The sequence below is a fragment of the Streptomyces sp. NPDC002784 genome (assembly GCF_053592135.1).
Map to the genome: position 1 here is coordinate 68054 of NZ_JBSFVD010000024.1, position 18046 is coordinate 86099.

At 70.6% G+C, this 18046-nt stretch carries 13 protein-coding genes; 11 read left to right on the top strand and 2 right to left on the bottom strand.

From position 1 onward, the window contains the following. The first annotated feature begins 54 nt into the window (after positions 1 to 54). From ACWD1Z_RS30660 to ACWD1Z_RS30685, 6 genes are all read left to right on the top strand, one after another. The gene (locus ACWD1Z_RS30660) at positions 55 to 3057 is read left to right on the top strand and encodes a putative bifunctional diguanylate cyclase/phosphodiesterase (protein WP_451123010.1); all 3003 of its coding nucleotides are present in this window, start codon (positions 55 to 57) and stop codon (positions 3055 to 3057) included. A gap of 214 nt (positions 3058 to 3271) precedes the next feature. Then, positions 3272 to 5128 carry an acetolactate synthase large subunit gene (locus ACWD1Z_RS30665; protein ID WP_451123012.1) on the top strand — a complete coding sequence of 619 codons (1857 nt, stop codon included), beginning with the start codon at positions 3272 to 3274 and terminating at the stop codon, positions 5126 to 5128. A gap of 21 nt (positions 5129 to 5149) precedes the next feature. Further along, on the top strand, positions 5150 to 5674 hold the full coding sequence (gene ilvN, locus ACWD1Z_RS30670; protein WP_007496172.1) for an acetolactate synthase small subunit: 525 nt from the start codon (positions 5150 to 5152) through the stop codon (positions 5672 to 5674). A gap of 118 nt (positions 5675 to 5792) precedes the next feature. Beyond that, on the top strand, positions 5793 to 6791 hold the full coding sequence (ilvC, locus tag ACWD1Z_RS30675; RefSeq protein WP_451123015.1) for a ketol-acid reductoisomerase: 999 nt from the start codon (positions 5793 to 5795) through the stop codon (positions 6789 to 6791). A gap of 229 nt (positions 6792 to 7020) precedes the next feature. Further along, the gene (gene serA, locus ACWD1Z_RS30680) at positions 7021 to 8610 is read left to right on the top strand and encodes a phosphoglycerate dehydrogenase (protein WP_451123017.1); all 1590 of its coding nucleotides are present in this window, start codon (positions 7021 to 7023) and stop codon (positions 8608 to 8610) included. A gap of 259 nt (positions 8611 to 8869) precedes the next feature. Beyond that, positions 8870 to 9454, top strand: a complete 585-nt coding sequence (locus tag ACWD1Z_RS30685) for a TetR/AcrR family transcriptional regulator (protein WP_451123019.1) — start codon at positions 8870 to 8872, stop codon at positions 9452 to 9454. An 11-nt stretch (positions 9455 to 9465) separates the two neighbouring features. Here ACWD1Z_RS30685 and ACWD1Z_RS30690 read toward each other — a convergent pair whose 3' ends face one another. Beyond that, positions 9466 to 10653, bottom strand: coding sequence for a PucR family transcriptional regulator (locus tag ACWD1Z_RS30690; RefSeq protein ID WP_451123021.1), 1188 nt, complete (start codon positions 10651 to 10653; stop codon positions 9466 to 9468). Between the two features lie 162 nt (positions 10654 to 10815). Between ACWD1Z_RS30690 and ACWD1Z_RS30695 the strand changes: the two genes are divergently transcribed. From ACWD1Z_RS30695 to ACWD1Z_RS30705, 3 genes are all read left to right on the top strand, one after another. Further along, a complete protein-coding gene (locus ACWD1Z_RS30695) occupies positions 10816 to 11742 on the top strand; it encodes a proline dehydrogenase family protein (protein ID WP_451123023.1) in 927 nt (308 codons plus the stop codon). Between the two features lie 40 nt (positions 11743 to 11782). Then, positions 11783 to 13414, top strand: a complete 1632-nt coding sequence (gene pruA / locus ACWD1Z_RS30700; protein WP_451123025.1) for an L-glutamate gamma-semialdehyde dehydrogenase — start codon at positions 11783 to 11785, stop codon at positions 13412 to 13414. Between the two features lie 269 nt (positions 13415 to 13683). Further along, positions 13684 to 13812 (top strand): hypothetical protein, encoded by a 129-nt coding sequence (locus ACWD1Z_RS30705; protein ID WP_389414798.1) that lies wholly within the window; start codon positions 13684 to 13686, stop codon positions 13810 to 13812. 51 nt (positions 13813 to 13863) lie between these two features. Here the strand turns inward: ACWD1Z_RS30705 and ACWD1Z_RS30710 are convergent, their stop codons facing one another. Next, positions 13864 to 15423 (bottom strand): purple acid phosphatase family protein, encoded by a 1560-nt coding sequence (locus tag ACWD1Z_RS30710; protein ID WP_451123027.1) that lies wholly within the window; start codon positions 15421 to 15423, stop codon positions 13864 to 13866. A gap of 142 nt (positions 15424 to 15565) precedes the next feature. Here ACWD1Z_RS30710 and ACWD1Z_RS30715 point away from each other — a divergent pair, with 142 nt between their 5' ends. Further along, positions 15566 to 16618, top strand: coding sequence for a 3-isopropylmalate dehydrogenase (locus tag ACWD1Z_RS30715; protein ID WP_451123029.1), 1053 nt, complete (start codon positions 15566 to 15568; stop codon positions 16616 to 16618). Between the two features lie 244 nt (positions 16619 to 16862). Further along, positions 16863 to 17951, top strand: a complete 1089-nt coding sequence (locus tag ACWD1Z_RS30720) for a branched-chain amino acid aminotransferase (RefSeq protein WP_451123031.1) — start codon at positions 16863 to 16865, stop codon at positions 17949 to 17951. Positions 17952 to 18046: the final 95 nt, after the last annotated feature.

The following is an 18046-nucleotide window of genomic DNA, read 5'->3' on the forward strand; positions in this document are numbered from 1 at the left end:
TCCAGCGCACCGGGACCCGCGGGACCCGGGAGCGGCGCGGACCGGGAGGGACCGGTGATCTCGCCGCCGCCTCCCACGACGACCCTCAACGGCGCGTTGCGGGCCCATCCTTCGTCGGGGGCGCTGCCCCGGCCGCCGTCCACCGGCGGCGGGGCCGGCATGGTCCCCCAACTCGTTCTGGCCCTGGTGTGCGCGGGATACGCCGTCGGTTCCGCGCTCGGCTGGGGTTCGGACGAACTCGCCTTGATCATGGGCGACTTCGGGCTGAGCGCCGCGGCCGCCGCCGCAGCGGTCTCGTGCTTCCTGTACGCCCGCAGCCGCCGGATCCGCTTCCGGCCGGCCTGGCTGCTGTTCGCCCTCTCCTCGGTGATGGCGTCCCTCGGCAATCTGGTCTGGGGGTGGTACGAGGTCGTGCTCGAGCGGCCCGTGCCCAGCCCTAGCTACGCGGACGGCTTCTTCCTGTGCTTCGCCCCGCCCGCCATCGTGGGGCTGCTGGTGCTCGCCAAGCGCCCGGTGACCAGGGCCGGCTGGGTCTGCCTCGGCCTCGACGCCTGGCTGATCGGCGGCTCCCTGCTGACTCTGGCGTGGAGCCTCGCCCTCGCCCAGACCGCCGCCCAGTCCGAGGCGACGAGCGTGGCGCACACCGCGCTGTCGCTGGCCTACCCGCTGCTGGACATCGCGCTGGTCAGCATGGTGCTGGCGCTGCACTTCCGGCGCTCGTCGGTGAACCGCACCGCGGTGAACACCGCGATCGGGGCACTCGCCCTGACCGTGATGTGCGACGCCCTGTTCACCTCGCCGCTGATGCACAGCAACTACCGCTCCGGCCAGCTCCTCGACGCGGGCTGGTTCGCCGGCTCGCTGCTGCTCGCCTACGCCCCCTGGGCCTCCCCCCGGGGCGGCGACGCGGAGCGGCAGGAGGGCGAGGGGTACACGCGCGTGGTGCACGAGCACCTGCCGGGACAGCGGGGCGGCGGCAGCCACCACCACCTGCCCCCGCAGGGAGGTGATCACAGCCGGTTCCCGGCGGCCCGGCCGATCGCCGGCTCGCTGGCCGCCCTCACGCCCTATCTCGCCGCCGCCGTCTGCACGCTGGGGATCCTCTACAACGTCCTCAACGGCCGCAGCGTCGACCGGGTCGTGCTCATCACCGGGGGCACCGTCGTGCTCGCCCTCGTGGTGCGCCAGGGCATCATGCTGCTCGACAACATCACCCTCACCCAGGAACTGGCGCAGAAGGAGAACCACTTCCGCTCCCTGGTGCAGGGCTCCAGCGACGTCATCATGATCGCCGCGCCGAACGGCATCCTGCGCTACGTCTCCCCGGCCGCGGCCGGCGTCTACGGCCGCCCCGCGGAGGAGCTGGTGGGCACCGAACTGGCCAACCTCATCCACCCGGAGGACCTGGGCTGCGTGGTGCACGAGGTGCGCCGCTTCCTCGCCGCCAGCCCGCACGAGGAACCCACCACGCGCATCGAGTGCCGTTTCCGCTCCGGCGACGGCGGCTGGCTGAACGTGGAGTCCACCGTCAACCGCCACCACGGCGGCCTCATCTTCAACAGCCGGGACGTGACCGAACGCGTCCGCCTCCAGGCGCAGCTCCAGCACAACGCCGAGCACGACCCGCTCACCGACCTGCCCAACCGCGCCCTGTTCACCAAGCGCGTGCAGCAGGCCCTGTCCGGCCGCCGCGCCTCCGACCGCGGCGCCGCCCTGCGCGGCACGGCCGTCCTCTTCATCGACCTGGACGGCTTCAAGGCCGTCAACGACACCATCGGGCACCAGGCCGGGGACGAACTGCTCGTGCAGGCCGCCCGCAGGCTCCAGGAGGCGGTCCGGCACGGGGACACCGCCTCCCGGCTCGGCGGCGACGAGTTCGCCGCGCTGATCGTCGGAGACGGCACCCGTGACCGGTCCGCCCGCGAACGGCACATCCTGGAGCTCGCCGACCGCCTCAGGCTCACGCTGTCGCAGCCGTACGTCATCGACGGCAACGATGTCCGGGTCGCCGCCTCCATCGGCGTCGCGTTCGCCGAGCCGGGCCTGGGCGCGGGCGAGCTGCTGCGCAACGCCGACCTCGCGATGTACCGGGCCAAGGCGTCCGGGAAGGGCCGGGTCGAGCTGTACAAGCCGCAGATGCAGCAGGACGTCGTACGCAAGGCCGAGCTGGCCACCCGCCTGCGGGCCGCGCTGCACGACGGCGAGTTCGCGCTGCTGCACCAGCCGGTGGTGCGCCTGGAGGACGGCCGGATCACCTCGGTCGCCGCCCAGGCGCGCTGGCGGTCCTCGCAGGGCGTGCTGTTCACGCCCGCCGAGTTCCTGCGGGTCGCCGAGGACAGCGACAAGACCGCCGAGCTGGGCCGCTGGATGCTGGAGGAGGCCGTCGAGCAGGCCGCCGAGCGCGCCGCCACCGGGCTCTCGGTGCCGGTGACCGTCCGGATCAGCGCGCGCCGGCTGCTGGACCGCTCGATGCCGCCCGACTCGATCGAGGCCCTGCTCACCCGGTACCGGCTGCCGTCGGGCTCGCTGGTGATCGAGCTGGCCGACACCGACGTACGGGGCTCGCTGGACGAGCTGGAGCGCCGCCTCGGCGCGCTGCGCAGACTCGGCGTGCGGATCGCGCTGGACGGCTTCGGCAGTGGCTGCGCGGCGATCACCGCGCTGCGCAGGCTGCCCGTGGACGTGCTCAAGGTGGACCGCGGCCTGGTCGAGGGCGTCGTGGAGTCCGCGCGGCTGCACAAGATCACCAGCGGGCTGCTGCGGATCGCCGCCGACCTGGGGCTGCAGTCCGTGGCCGAGGGCGTGGACCTGCCCGAGCAGGTGGTGGCGCTGCGGGCGATGGGCTGCACCCATGGTCTGGGCATGGCCTTCTCCGGTCCGCTGGACGAGTACCGGCTGCGCCGGGCGCTCGCCTCCGGCCGCTACCCGGTCCCGCACGGGCCGGGGGAGCCGGCGTTCGCGGGTGTGCGGGAGCCGCAGGGCCGGGGGGTGCCCGCCGTTCTCGGAGGCGGCGGCACCCTTCGCTCACATAATGAGACTCCCGTCCCACCACCTTGACACGCGGTGCGTGCCGGGGGGAGGGTCAGTGCCATGCGCACCCGAATTCTCGTACTTGGAAAGCGCGTCGGCTGACGCTGAGCCCTTGACCGCTCAGCGACCCACTCCCGGCGCGCTCCCCTCGCTTGCCTGACGGCACGAGGGGTTTTTTGTTGCACCAGCAGCAGTCGTACACCGTACAAACTTCGCAAAAACCCTCAGCATCGAGAAGAGAATGCCGATGACCGAGCAGGCCACCGGGGCCCATCATCCGCAGCCGCGGCCCCGTTCCGGAGGACAGCAGTCCGCCCCCGAGCACGTCACGGGTGCGCAGTCCCTCATCCGCTCTCTCGAGGAAGTCGGGGCCGACACGGTATTCGGCATTCCCGGTGGTTGCATCCTTCCGGCGTACGACCCGCTGATGGACTCCACCCGCGTGCGGCACATCCTGGTGCGCCACGAGCAGGGCGCCGGTCACGCGGCCGAGGGGTACGCGCTGGCCACCGGCAAGGTCGGTGTCTGCATGGCGACCTCGGGCCCCGGCGCGACCAACCTCGTCACGCCGATCGCCGACGCGCACATGGACTCGGTGCCGATGGTCGCGATCACCGGCCAGGTGGCCTCCAAGGCGATCGGCACGGACGCCTTCCAGGAAGCGGACATCGTCGGCATCACCATGCCGATCACCAAGCACAACTTCCTCGTCACCAAGGCCGATGACATCCCGCGGGTGATCGCGCAGGCGTTCCACATCGCCTCCACCGGCCGCCCCGGCCCGGTCCTGGTCGACATCGCCAAGGACGCCCTCCAGGCACAGACCACCTTCTCCTGGCCGCCGGTCATGGACCTGCCCGGCTACCGTCCGGTCACCAAGCCGCACGCCAAGCAGATCCGCGAGGCGGCCAAGCTGATCACCTCCGCGAAGCGGCCCGTCCTCTACGTCGGCGGCGGCGTCCTCAAGGCCAAGGCCACCGCCGAGCTGAAGGTCCTCGCGGAGCTCACCGGAGCGCCCGTCACCACCACCCTGGTGGCGCTCGGCGCCTTCCCCGACAGCCACCCGCTGCACGTGGGAATGCCGGGCATGCACGGATCGGTCACCGCCGTCACCGCGCTGCAGAAGGCCGACCTGATCGTCGCCCTCGGTGCCCGCTTCGACGACCGCGTCACCGGCAAGCTGGACAGCTTCGCCCCGCACGCCAAGATCGTCCACGCCGACATCGACCCGGCCGAGATCGGCAAGAACCGTGCCGCCGACGTGCCGATCGTGGGGGACGCCCGCGAGGTCATCGCCGACCTGATCCAGGCGGTCCAGAAGGAGCACAACGACGGCCACCAGGGCGACTACAGCGCCTGGTGGCACGACCTGAACCGGTGGCGCGAGACCTACCCGCTCGGCTACGACCAGCCTGAGGACGGCTCGCTGTCGCCGCAGCAGGTCATCGAGCGCATCGGGCAACTCGCCCCGGAGGGCACGGTGTTCACCGCGGGCGTGGGCCAGCACCAGATGTGGGCCGCGCACTACATCGAGTACGACAAGCCCGCGACCTGGCTCAACTCCGGCGGCGCCGGGACGATGGGCTACGCGGTCCCGGCCGCGATGGGCGCCAAGGCCGGCGCACCGGACCGCACGGTCTGGGCGATCGACGGCGACGGCTGCTTCCAGATGACCAACCAGGAACTGGCCACCTGCGCCCTGAACAACATCCCGATCAAGGTCGCCATCATCAACAACGGCGCCCTCGGGATGGTCCGCCAGTGGCAGACCCTGTTCTACAACCAGCGCTACTCCAACACCGTGCTGCACAGCGGCCCGGAGGCGGACGGCAGGCAGCCCAGCGCCGGCACCCGCGTCCCCGACTTCGTCAAGCTGTCGGAGGCCATGGGCTGTTACGCGATCCGCTGCGAGGACCCGGCCGACCTCGACAAGGTGATCGAGGAGGCCAACTCCATCAACGACCGCCCGGTGGTCGTCGACTTCATCGTCCACGAGGACGCGATGGTGTGGCCGATGGTCGCCGCCGGCACCTCCAACGACGAGATCATGGCCGCCCGGGACGTCCGCCCCGACTTCGGCGACAACGAAGACGACTGAGCGAGAGAGACGCAGAGAAAAATGTCCAAGCACACGCTCTCGGTCCTGGTGGAGAACACGCCCGGCATCCTGGCGCGGATCGCCGCCCTGTTCTCCCGCCGCGGCTTCAACATCGACTCGCTCGCGGTCGGTGTCACCGAGCACCCCGACATCAGCCGCATCACCATCGTGGTCAGCGTGGCCGACCTGCCGCTGGAGCAGGTGACCAAGCAGCTCAACAAGCTCGTCAACGTGCTGAAGATCGTCGAGCTGGAGCCCGGTTCGGCCGTGCAGCGCGAACTCGTTCTGGTGAAGGTGCGCGCCGACAACGAGACGCGCTCCCAGATCGTCGAGATCGTCCAGCTGTTCCGCGCCAAGACCGTCGACGTCTCCCCGGAGGCCGTCACGATCGAGGCCACCGGCTCCAGCGACAAGCTGGAGGCGATGCTGAAGATGCTGGAGCCCTTCGGCATCAAGGAACTCGTCCAGTCCGGCACGATCGCGATCGGACGCGGAGCACGCTCGATCACGGACCGCTCGCTGCGCGCCCTCGACCGGTCGGCATAACGACGGATCCGGGCGGCCGGGGAACACCGGCCGCCCGCATACCGAGACCCCCGAACTTCCCTTCCGCCCACCGTCATACGGTGGGACGCAACACCTGCACACAAGGAGAGAACCCAAAGTGGCCGAGCTGTTCTACGACGCCGACGCCGACCTGTCCATCATCCAGGGCCGCAAGGTCGCGGTCATCGGTTACGGCAGCCAGGGCCACGCCCACGCGCTGTCGCTCCGTGACTCGGGTGTCGACGTGCGCGTCGGTCTGCACGAGGGCTCCAAGTCCAAGGCCAAGGCCGAGGAGCAGGGCCTGCGCGTGGTGACGCCGTCGGAGGCCGCCGCCGAGGCCGACGTCATCATGATCCTCGTCCCGGACCCGATCCAGGCCCAGGTCTACGAGGAGCACATCGCCCCGAACCTGAAGGACGGCGACGCGCTGTTCTTCGGCCACGGCCTGAACATCCGCTACGGCTTCATCAAGCCCCCGGCCGGCGTCGACGTCTGCATGGTCGCCCCCAAGGGCCCGGGCCACCTGGTCCGCCGCCAGTACGAGGAGGGCCGCGGCGTTCCGTGCATCGCCGCCGTCGAGCAGGACGCCACCGGCAACGCCTTCGCGCTGGCCCTGTCGTACGCCAAGGGCATCGGCGGCACCCGTGCCGGCGTCATCAAGACGACCTTCACCGAGGAGACCGAGACCGACCTGTTCGGTGAGCAGGCCGTCCTCTGCGGTGGCACCGCCGCCCTGGTCAAGGCCGGTTTCGAGACGCTGACCGAGGCCGGCTACCAGCCCGAGATCGCGTACTTCGAGTGCCTGCACGAGCTGAAGCTGATCGTGGACCTCATGTACGAGGGCGGCCTGGAGAAGATGCGCTGGTCGATCTCCGAGACCGCCGAGTGGGGCGACTACGTCACCGGCCCGCGGATCATCACCGACGCCACCAAGGCCGAGATGAAGAAGGTCCTCGCGGAGATCCAGGACGGCACCTTCGCGCAGGCCTGGATGGACGAGTACCACGGCGGTCTGAAGAAGTACAACGAGTACAAGCAGCAGGACTCCGAGCACCTGCTGGAGACCACGGGCAAGGAGCTGCGCAAGCTCATGAGCTGGGTCGACGAGGAGGCGTAAGCCGCATGGTCACGGGGTCGGAGCACGCGCTCCGGCCCCGTTGTCCACATCGTCCAGCCACGGACGAGTGATCCTTCCGCCGCGGCGTAAGACGCCTCGGCCCGCAGCACTACACTTCTCGACAACATACGCGTCAGGCCCACAGCGTCGTGCGTCTTCCACGCGGCAAGCCCCTCCACCGCCAGCGGCCGTCGGGACGGCCGTCCGCAATGGACATGTGAGGACTCACGTGAGCTCGAAACCCGTCGTACTCATCGCTGAAGAGCTGTCGCCCGCCACCGTCGACGCGCTCGGCCCCGACTTCGAGATCCGCCACTGCAACGGCGCCGACCGGGCCGAGCTGCTCCCGGCCATCGCCGACGTGGACGCGATCCTGATCCGCTCGGCCACCAAGGTCGACGCCGAGGCCATCGCCGCCGCGCACAAGCTGAAGGTCGTCGCACGAGCCGGCGTCGGCCTGGACAACGTCGACGTCTCCGCCGCCACCAAGGCCGGCGTGATGGTGGTCAACGCCCCCACGTCCAACATCGTGACCGCCGCCGAGCTGGCCTGCGGCCTCCTCGTCGCCACCGCCCGCCACATCCCGCAGGCCAACGCCGCGCTGAAGAACGGCGAGTGGAAGCGCAGCAAGTACACGGGCGTCGAGCTCGCCGAGAAGACCCTGGGCGTCGTCGGCCTCGGCCGGATCGGTGCCCTGGTCGCCCAGCGCATGTCCGGCTTCGGCATGAAGGTCGTCGCCTACGACCCGTACATCCAGCCCGCCCGCGCCGCGCAGATGGGCGTCAAGGTGCTGTCGCTGGACGAGCTGCTCGAGGTCTCCGACTTCATCACCGTCCACCTTCCCAAGACCCCGGAGACCGTCGGTCTCATCGGCGACGAGGCGCTGCGCAAGGTCAAGCCGAGCGTCCGCATCGTCAACGCCGCGCGCGGCGGGATCGTCGACGAGGAGGCGCTGTACTCCGCCCTCAAGGAGGGCCGGGTCGCCGGTGCCGGTCTCGACGTGTACGCGAAGGAGCCCTGCACGGACTCCCCGCTCTTCGAGTTCGACCAGGTCGTCGCCACCCCGCACCTCGGTGCCTCCACCGACGAGGCGCAGGAGAAGGCCGGTATCGCCGTCGCCCGCTCGGTGCGTCTCGCGCTCGCCGGTGAGCTGGTCCCGGACGCGGTGAACGTGCAGGGCGGCGTCATCGCCGAGGACGTCAAGCCGGGCCTGCCGCTCGCCGAGCGCCTCGGCCGGATCTTCACCGCGCTCGCGGGTGAGGTCGCGGTCCGCCTCGACGTCGAGGTGTACGGCGAGATCACCCAGCACGACGTCAAGGTGCTCGAACTCTCCGCGCTCAAGGGCGTCTTCGAGGACGTCGTCGCCGAGACGGTGTCCTACGTCAACGCCCCGCTGTTCGCCCAGGAGCGCGGCGTGGAGGTGCGGCTGACCACCAGCTCGGAGTCGGCCGACCACCGCAATGTGGTCACCGTGCGCGGCACGCTCGGCAGCGGCGAGGAGGTCGCGGTCTCCGGCACCCTGGCCGGCCCCAAGCACCTCCAGAAGCTCGTCGCGGTCGGCGAGTACGACGTCGACCTCGCGCTCGCCGACCACATGGTGGTGCTGCGCTACGAGGACCGTCCGGGTGTCGTCGGCACCGTGGGCCGGGTCTTCGGCGAGGCGGGCATCAACATCGCCGGCATGCAGGTGTCCCGCGCGGTCGCCGGCGGCGAGGCGCTGGCCGTGCTGACGGTGGACGACACGGTGCCCTCCGGGGTGCTGGCCGAGGTCGCCGAGGAGATCGGGGCGACGTCCGCCCGCGCGGTGAACCTGGCCTGACGCCACTGCCGCTCATACGCCGGACGGGCTGAGACGCGCTCAGCCCGTCCGGCGTTCTGCTGCGCCCGCGGCAGACTCACCGCCGCCCCCGCGACCGCCGCCCCCTGCAGCGGGCCGAGGAGCATCAGCACGCCGAGCGCGGTCCACTCACGGCGGCCGGGGGGTTCGTTGTCGTGGCGTGGAATGTGCACACGTACTAAACGACCGTATATGACGATCGTATAGGACGCGTGTATGGATGCGGAGTAGGCTGTCCGTCATGGGACACCGTGAGGATCTGCTCGAAGGCGCCAAGCGCTGCCTGCTGGCGAAGGGGTTCGTGCGGACGACCGCGCGCGACATCGTCAAGGAGTCGGGGACCAACCTGGCGTCGATCGGCTATCACTACGGCTCGAAGGACGCCTTGCTGGCGCAGGCCTACGCGGCGCTGGTCGAGGAGGTGGGCGACACCTTCGAGGGCGACGGGACCGCGGGGATCACCGCGGAGCCGGGCTCGGTCGAGCGGTTCCAGCAGGTGTGGTCGAACATCATCGCCACCCTGCGCGAGCCCGGTTCGCTGTGGCGGCTCAGCATGGAGATCGTCGTCATGGGCGACCAACTCCCCGAGGTCCGCGACCATCTGGCGGTGGCTCAGCGGCAGGCCGGGCGCGGTCTGATTCCGCTGCTCATGGGCGGGCGCGAGGAGGACGTCGAGGACGGCACCGCCGACACCCTCGGCATGTTCTACGTGACCCTCATGACGGGCCTCATCGCCCAGTGGACCTTCGACCCGGAGACCGCGCCGCGCGCGGAGCAGCTCACCGAGGGCCTGCGCCAGGTGATCGAGGCCGCCACCCGGAACTAGGAGGGGGCCGACTACAGCCGCGCCCCCTTCAGCGCCATGTGCAGCAGCAGCCGGTCCTCCCCGTCGTCCAGGTCGAGACCCGTCAGCTGTTCCACCCGGGACAGCCGGTAGTAGAGCGTCTGCCGGTGGATCCCGAGTTCGGCGGCCGTGCGCGCCGCCTGTCCCGCGCGATCGAGGTAGACCTCGGCGGTGCGCGCGAGTTCCCGGTGCGCGGGGGAGAGCAGCGGGGTCACCGCCGGATCGAGCGCCGTCCCCGGCGGCAGCGCGGTGAGCAGACGGTACGGGCCGATGCGCGCCCACTGTGCGACGGGCCCGAGCCGCGGCTCGGCCAGCACCGCGCGTGCCGCGGCCGACGCCTCCCGCCAGGCCGCCCCCAGTTCCCCGAGCCCGGCCCGGGCGGCCGCGATGCCCGCGCCCCCGTGTCCGCCCGCCCGCTCCAGCAGCCGTCCGGCCGCGGCGGTCGCCGGAGTCAGCACCTCCGGCGAGCGCAGCCGGATCAGCAGCGCCAGCGAGTGGGCCGTCGTCCCCCACGGCACCGTGCACAGGGCCGTGGCGCCCGGCACCGTGCGCACCGACGGGGCGTCGTCCGGGTCGGCCGAGGGCCACGGGGCGACGCAGACGACCGTGTGGAGGGAGTCGGCGCGCACGCCCAGGGCGGTGCGGAGTTCGGCGACGGCCATCTCGCGCTGCCAGTCCCGCTCGGCGGTGAGGACGGCCCGCAGTTCACGGGTGAGGTCGGCGCCGTGCTGGGCCTCGTCGGCGAGCAGGGCGCCGATGCGGACGGTGACGTCCATCGCGGCGGCCAGCCGGCGGTCGGTGGGGCCCGGGTCGTCGTCCAGGAGCCAGACGTAACCGAGGACCACGCCCCGATGCCGTACCGGCAGACAGATCCGGCCGCGGTAGACGCCGGCCTCCGGGGTGGGCGGGATGCGGACGGGGGCGCTCGCGCGGGTGATGCCGAAGCCCTCGAACCAGGCGCGGACGGCGGCCGTGGAGCGGCGGGTCAGGATCGAGCGGGTGCGCACGGGGTCCAGCGCGGAGGCGTCCAGCTCGCCCTCGCTGTCGTAGGCGCCGAAGGCGATCAGCTCGAAGTCGCGGTTCTCCAGGGTCGCCGGGGCACCCAGCAGCTCCGAGATCTCGTCGACCAGCTCCTGGTAGTCACCCTTGAATTCCGACGTCACCCGGGCATTCTCCCGCATTTTCCGAGGTGCCTCATACATCTGTATGAGATCTGCGGCACGGATGCGTGACAGCTGTCGATGGCCGAGGATCGGAGGGATCCTTAGGTTTCACGGTGGTTCTCCGTGCCGTACCCGAACCGTTGGGATACGGCCTGTTTCGGATGGTTGTGGAGGTGCCCCGTGCTGGGTCCCGTGATTCTCGCCGCGTCGCGCAGCGACCGGATGCGACGTCTCGTCTCGGCCGCTCCGGTCACCAAGCAGGTCGTCGACCGCTTCATCCCCGGCGAGACCGTGGACGACATCGTCCCGATCGTCGAGGACCTCGCGGCCAAGGGCCTGGAGCTGACCATGGACGTGGTCGGCGAGGACATCACCACCCCCGCGCAGGCCGAGGCCGCCCGCGACGCCTACCTGGCGCTGATCGACCGGCTCAAGGGGCTGGAGCTCGGCACCCGCGCGGAGATGTCGGTGAAGCTGTCGATGTTCGGCCAGGCGCTGCCCGGCGGCCACGAGCTGGCGCTGGCGAACGTCCGCCCGGTGGTGGAGGCCGCCGCCGCCATCGGCACCACGGTCACCCTGGACGCGGAGGACCACACGACCCTCGACTCGATGTTCGCCATCCACGAGGAGCTGCGGAAGGACTTCCCGCAGACAGGCTGCGTGATCCAGGCCTACCTGTTCCGCACCGAGGCCGACGCCCGCCGCCTGGCCGCCGACGGCAGCCGGGTGCGCATCGTGAAGGGCGCCTACAAGGAGCCCGCCGAGGTCGCTTACCAGGACAAGGCGGAGATCGACAAGGCGTACGTCCGGATCATGCGCATCCTGATGGAGGGCTCCGGGTACCCGATGATCGGGTCCCACGACCCGCGTCTGATCTCCATCGCCCAGGAGCTGGCCCACCGTGCCGGTCGCAAGCTCGACGAGTACGAGTTCCAGATGCTCTACGGCATCCGTGGCGACGAGCACCTGCGCCTGGCCGCCGAGGGCCACCGGATGCGCGTCTACACCGCCTACGGCACCGATTGGTACGGCTACTTCATGCGGCGGCTTGCGGAGAAGCCGGCGAACCTGCGCTTCTTCGTCCGCTCGATGGTCACCAAGGGCTGAGCCCGAAACACCCGCTCACGTACAAGGAGTTACGGATCTCATGGACGCTGTGACCCAGGTCCCCACCCCCGTCAACGAGCCGGTGCACGGCTACGCCCCCGGCTCGCCCGAGCGCGCCCGGCTGGAGGCCAAGCTCAAGGAGCTGGCCGACAACCCGATCGACCTGCCGATGACCATCGGCGGCGAGAAGCGGATGGGCGGCGGCGAACGTGTCGACGTCGTGCAGCCGCACAACCACAAGGCCCGCCTCGGCACCTTCGCCCACGCCACCCAGCAGGACGCCCAGGACGCCATCGACGCCGCCCTCGCCGCCGCCCCGGCCTGGCGCGCGATGTCCTTCGACGACCGCGCGGCGATCATCCTGCGCGCCGCCGAGCTGCTGGCCGGCCCCTGGCGCGAGACGCTGGCCGCCTCCACCATGCTCGGCCAGTCCAAGACCGCCCAGCAGGCCGAGATCGACACCCCCTGCGAGCTGGTCGACTTCTGGCGCTTCAACGTCAAGTACGCCCGTGACCTGCTCGCCGAGCAGCCCCCGGCGAACTCCCCCGGCGTGTGGAACCGTCTCGACCACCGCCCGCTGGAGGGCTTCGTCTACGCGATCACGCCGTTCAACTTCACGGCCATCGCGGGCAACCTGCCCACCGCCCCCGCGCTCATGGGCAACGTCGTCGTGTGGAAGCCGTCCCCGACGCAGACCCACGCCGCCGTGCTGCTGATGCGGCTGCTGGAGGAGGCGGGCCTGCCCAAGGGCGTCATCAACCTCGTCACCGGCGACGGCATCGAGGTCTCCAAGGTCGCCCTGGAGCACCGCGATCTCGCCGGCATCCACTTCACCGGCTCGACCAAGACCTTCCAGTACCTGTGGAAGACGGTCGGCAACAACATCGAGAAGTACCGCACCTACCCGCGCATGGTCGGCGAGACCGGCGGCAAGGACTTCGTCGTCGCCCACCCGAGCGCCGACCGCGCCATCCTGAAGACCGCGCTGACCCGCGGTGCCTTCGAGTACCAGGGCCAGAAGTGCTCGGCGACCTCCCGCGCCTACATCCCGGCGTCGATCTGGAACTCCGGCTTCAAGGAGGAGTTCGCCGCCGAGGTCGACTACCTCACCATGGGTGACGTCACCGACCTGGCGAACTTCATCGGTGCCGTCATCGACGAGCGTGCCTTCGCCAAGAACAAGGCCGCCATCGACCGCGCCAAGGCCGACCCGTCCTGCACGATCGTGGCGGGCGGCTCCTACGACGACTCGGTGGGCTACTTCGTCCGCCCGACCGTCATCGAGTGCGACGACCCGCAGAACGAGGTGTTCACCACCGAGTACTTCGGCCCGATCCTCGCCGTGCACGTCTACGAGGACGACAAGTACGAGGAGACGCTGACCCAGATGGAGTCCGCCTCCGACTACGCCCTCACCGGCTCGGTCATCTCCAGCGACCGCGCGGCCACCGCGTACACCATGGACAAGCTGCGCTACGCGGCCGGCAACTTCTACATCAACGACAAGTCGACCGGCGCCGTCGTCGGCCAGCAGCCCTTCGGCGGCGGCCGGGCCTCCGGCACCAACGACAAGGCCGGCGCCCCGCAGAACCTGATGCGCTGGACGCTGACCCGTGCCATCAAGGAGACGCTGGTCCCGCCGACCGACTACACGTACCCGCACATGGGCTGATCGACGGCAGGCAGGAACGGGCCGGATCCCTCGGGATCCGGCCCGTTCCCGTCGCCGCCGTCTCAGATAGTAGGAAGTCCGAGTAATTGTGGAGACAGAAGCGTCCCGCTCCCTTAACTTTGTAGGAGCCGAACGTCTCGCTCGATCAAGCGAATGGCGGTCGTGAGCCGGGCCCCGTGCAGGCAACCCCTGCGGCCACCGCTCCCCGCCCCGGCGTCTCGTAACCCCTCTTCCGCACTCCAGAGTTGTTTCGAAGGAGTCGATTTCCCATGGCCGAGACGACCGCCCGCCGAGTCCGTCACCTCCCCCGCTCCAGCGAGTCCGACCGCAAGAACGCCGCCGCCGCCCTCCAGCGCGCGCTCGACCGCCGTGACAACGGCGGCGCCACCGGCCACTGAGCCGGACCGCACACGCCGGGAGCCGCACCCGCGCGAGGTGCGGCGCGGGGTTCAGGCGCCGCGCCGCACCTCGAAATGGTCGATGCGCTTGCCGTCATGGGCGAGGGCGGACACCTTCAGCCGCGCACCGGGCCCGCTGACCGCCTCCACCTTCAGGACCGAGAAGCCCCGGTAGCGCACGCGGGACCACTCCACGGTCTCCCGCTTCACCGACCGCGACCTGGTCCACCGGAAGGTGTCCACCGACTCGCGGTCCTTCACCCGGCCCTCGTAGCTCTCCTCGACGCCCGCCGGGAAGCCGTACAGGTCCTTGCCGCCTCCGCCGGCCGTGACGTACACGGTGCCGTCCCGCGCCGGGTCGGTGGCCGCGCCGATCGGCACCGGGCGGCCCACCTCGCCGTTCTTGATGGCGTCGGTCCGCTCGTAGACATGGTTGTGGCCGTTGATCACCAGATCCACCCGGTGCTCGGCGAACAGCGGCAGCCACTCGGCGCGCACCCCGCCGTCCGAGGCGTGCGTGGACGTCGAGTAGGTGCAGTGGTGGAAGAAGACGACGACGAAGTCCACCGCCGCCGACGCCCGCAGCTCCCGCAGCCGCCCGGCCAGCCACCTCGTCTGCCGGCCCTCGGTGTACCCGAGGTTCGCCGGGATCTCGTACGACACGTCGTTGGCGTCCAGCGCCACGAAGCCGACGTTGCCGTAGACGAAGGAGTACACCCCCGGCGCGGTCCGCGGGTCGAAGCCGCTCTCCGGGAGGCTGAAGCGGGCCACCTGGCCGCCGTAGCCGTCGGGGGAGTACCAGGCCTCCATGTCGTGGTTGCCGGTGGTCACCATCCACGGCACGGTCTTGGCGACCGGCTCGTTCTGCTTCAGGAACAGATCCCAGAACCCGGGGTCGTAGCCGTCCGACTCCTCGCCCCGGCCCTTGACGTTCGCGTAGCAGATGTCCCCGGCGTGCAGATGGAACGCCGGGTCCTGACGCAGCAGCAGCTGGTCACCGGCCTCGGCCGCGTCGCTGACGCCCTGGTCGCCGAAGGCCGTGAACACGAAGGACTCCGGGTTCGCCGGCGCGGTACGGAAGGAGGCGACGGTGGAGCGGTGCGGGGGCGCGGCCGGGTCGAAGCCGTCGTGGCCCACGCCGTAGTAGTACGTCGTGCCGGGCAGCAGGTCGTCCAGGGCCGCGTGCACGTAGTACTGCTCCAGCGCGAGGCGTACGCCCTCCACGCCCGGCGTGTGCAGGGCGCGGATCTCGGCCTCCACCTTGCGGCCCAGCTCGTCCGGGCGGACGCCGATGCGTACGTACGGCTTCCCGACCGCCGCCGGGACCTGCCAGGAGATCCGCATCTGGGTGCGCGGGTCGGCGCCGAAGGCGAGATGGCGGCCGAAGGGCGTGACCGCCGAACCCGGCACCTCCGTGGTCGCGGACCGGGACGGGACGGAGGAGGCGGTGGTGCCCGCACCCGAGCAGCCGGTCAGCGCTCCGCCCGCCACCGCGCCCGCCGTCACCAGCGCGCGGCGCCGGGTCAGCTTGGTGCGCGCGTACTCGTACTGCTCGGCCATGCTCATCCGGCGCGCGAGCCGCGGGGGAATTCCGACGTCGGGGAGGTCCATGACGGAGAACTTCCCAGCGCACCCCAACACCCGTGGGTCGTACGGGTGAACGGCAGCCGACACGATGGAGTTGCCGCCGCCCGGCTGTCCGCATCGCGGACATGGCGTGTCATCCCATGGGACGAGGAGTAGGGTGCCGCGCATGTCGGTTAGCTCTCGCATCCTCAATCTGGCAGTGATCCCCGGTGACGGCATCGGGCAGGAAGTCGTGGCCGAAGGCCTGAAGGTCCTCTCCGCCGTCCTCCCGCAGGATGTGAAGCTGGAGACCAAGGAGTACGACTTCGGCGCCCGGCGCTACCACGCCACCGGTGAGACCCTCACCGAGGCCGACGCCGAGGCGCTCAGGAAGCACGACGCCATCCTTCTCGGCGCGATCGGTGACCCCACGGTCCCGTCCGGCGTCCTGGAGCGCGGCTTCCTGCTCAAGCTCCGCTTCCTCTTCGACCACCACGTCAACCTGCGTCCGTCGAAGCTCCTCCCGGGCGTGGAGACGCCCCTGAAGGGCCAGCCGGCCATCGACTTCGTGGTCGTCCGCGAGGGCACCGAGGGCCCCTACACCGGCAACGGCGGCACCATCCGCAAGGGCACCCCGCACGAGGTCGCCACCGAGGTCTCCGTGAACACGGCCTTCGGCGTCGAGCGGGTCGTCCGGGACGCCTTCGCCCGCGCCCAGGCCCGGCCGCGCAAGAAGCTCGCGCTGATCCACAAGAACAACGTGCTGGCCTTCGCCGGCCACCTGTGGACCGACGTCTTCAACCGGGTGGCCGCGGAGTACCCCGACGTCACCACCGAGTACATGCACGTCGACGCGGCGACCATCTACCTGGTCACCCAGCCCGAGCGGTTCGACGTCATCGTCACCGACAACCTCTTCGGCGACATCATCACCGACCTCGCCGCGGCCGTCTCCGGCGGCATCGGCGTCGCCGCGAGCGGCAACATCAACCCCTCCGGCGAGTACCCCTCGATGTTCGAGCCGGTGCACGGCTCCGCGCCCGACATCGCGGGCCAGGGCAAGGCCGACCCCACCGCCACCGTCCTGTCCGTCGCGCTCATGCTGCGCCACCTCGGCCACGACGCCGAGGCCGCCCGGATCGACGAGGCGGTCGCGGCCGACCTGACCGCGCGGGTCGGCAAGCCCGCCCGGAGCACCTCCGAGATCGGCGACGCGCTCGCCGTACGGGTAGCCGGCTGACCCGTCGCGCCACTCGAAGCCGCCGGGTCTCTCCAGCACCCGGCGGCTTCCGCATGTCCCCGCCGGGTGTCACCATCAACCCCTGGGCCGCATTTCACGCCGTTTCTTCCACGGCTCCCCGCGCGCGATAATCGAACGCGGAGCCGCGGAATGAGGGAATGCTCGGACGTCCTAGCACTGGCCACTGACAGTACTGGCGCGACCGCGGCCCGCCACAACCAAAACCGGTGAAGGACAACCACTCATGACGACGCCCACGATCGAGCTCAAGCCCTCCGCCAGCCCGCTCGCCGACGCCGAGCGCGCGGCGATCCTGGCCAACCCGGGGTTCGGCCGCCACTTCACCGACCACATGGTGACCATCAAGTGGACCGAGGGCCGCGGCTGGCACGACGGTCAGCTCGTCCCGTACGCGGCGATCTCCCTCGACCCGGCCAGCATGGTGCTGCACTACGCGCAGGAGATCTTCGAGGGCCTGAAGGCCTACCGCCAGCCCGACGGCACCGTCGCCACCTTCCGCCCGGACAAGAACGCCAAGCGCTTCCAGGAGTCCGCCCGCCGCCTCGGCATGCCCGAGCTGCCGGTCGAGACCTTCATCGAGGCGTGCGACGCGCTCGTCACGCAGGACGTGGCCTGGGTCCCGGAGCACGGCGGCGAGCAGTCGCTGTACCTGCGTCCGTTCATGATCGCGACGGAGGTCGGGCTCGGCGTGAAGCCGGCCAACGACTACCTCTTCCTGGTCATCGCCTCCCCGGCCGGCGCCTACTTCCCCGGCGGCGTGCAGCCGGTCTCCATCTGGGTCTCCGAGGACCACGTCCGCGCGGTGCCCGGCGGCATGGGCTACGCCAAGACCGGCGGCAACTACGCCGCGTCCCTGCTCGCCCAGGCGGAGGCCGCCGCGAAGGGCTGCGCCCAGGTCTGCTACCTCGACGCGGTCGAGCGCAAGTGGGTCGAGGAACTCGGCGGGATGAACCTGTACTTCGTGTACGGCGACAAGATCGTCACGCCGGCCCTCACCGGGTCCATCCTGGAGGGCGTCACGCGCGACTCGCTGCTCTCCGTCGCCGGTGACCTCGGCTACCGGGCCGAGGAGGGCCGGATCTCCGTCGACCAGTGGCAGCGCGACTCCGAGAACGGCACCCTGACCGAGGTGTTCGCCTGCGGTACGGCCGCCGTCATCACGCCGGTCGGCACGGTCAAGCGGACCGGCGCGGAGTGGACGCAGTCGGGCGGGGAGCCCGGCGAGGTCACCATGCGGCTGCGCCGGGCCCTCCTGGACATCCAGCGCGGCACCGCCGAGGACAAGCACGGCTGGATGCACCGGCTCGCCTAGTACTGCAACGGTGCTTGCCGTGACTGCTGGCCAGCTCGGTCGTTGATGTGGTCATGGGTGGGGACCTTGCTGATGTCAGGTTGTGGGCTGGTGAA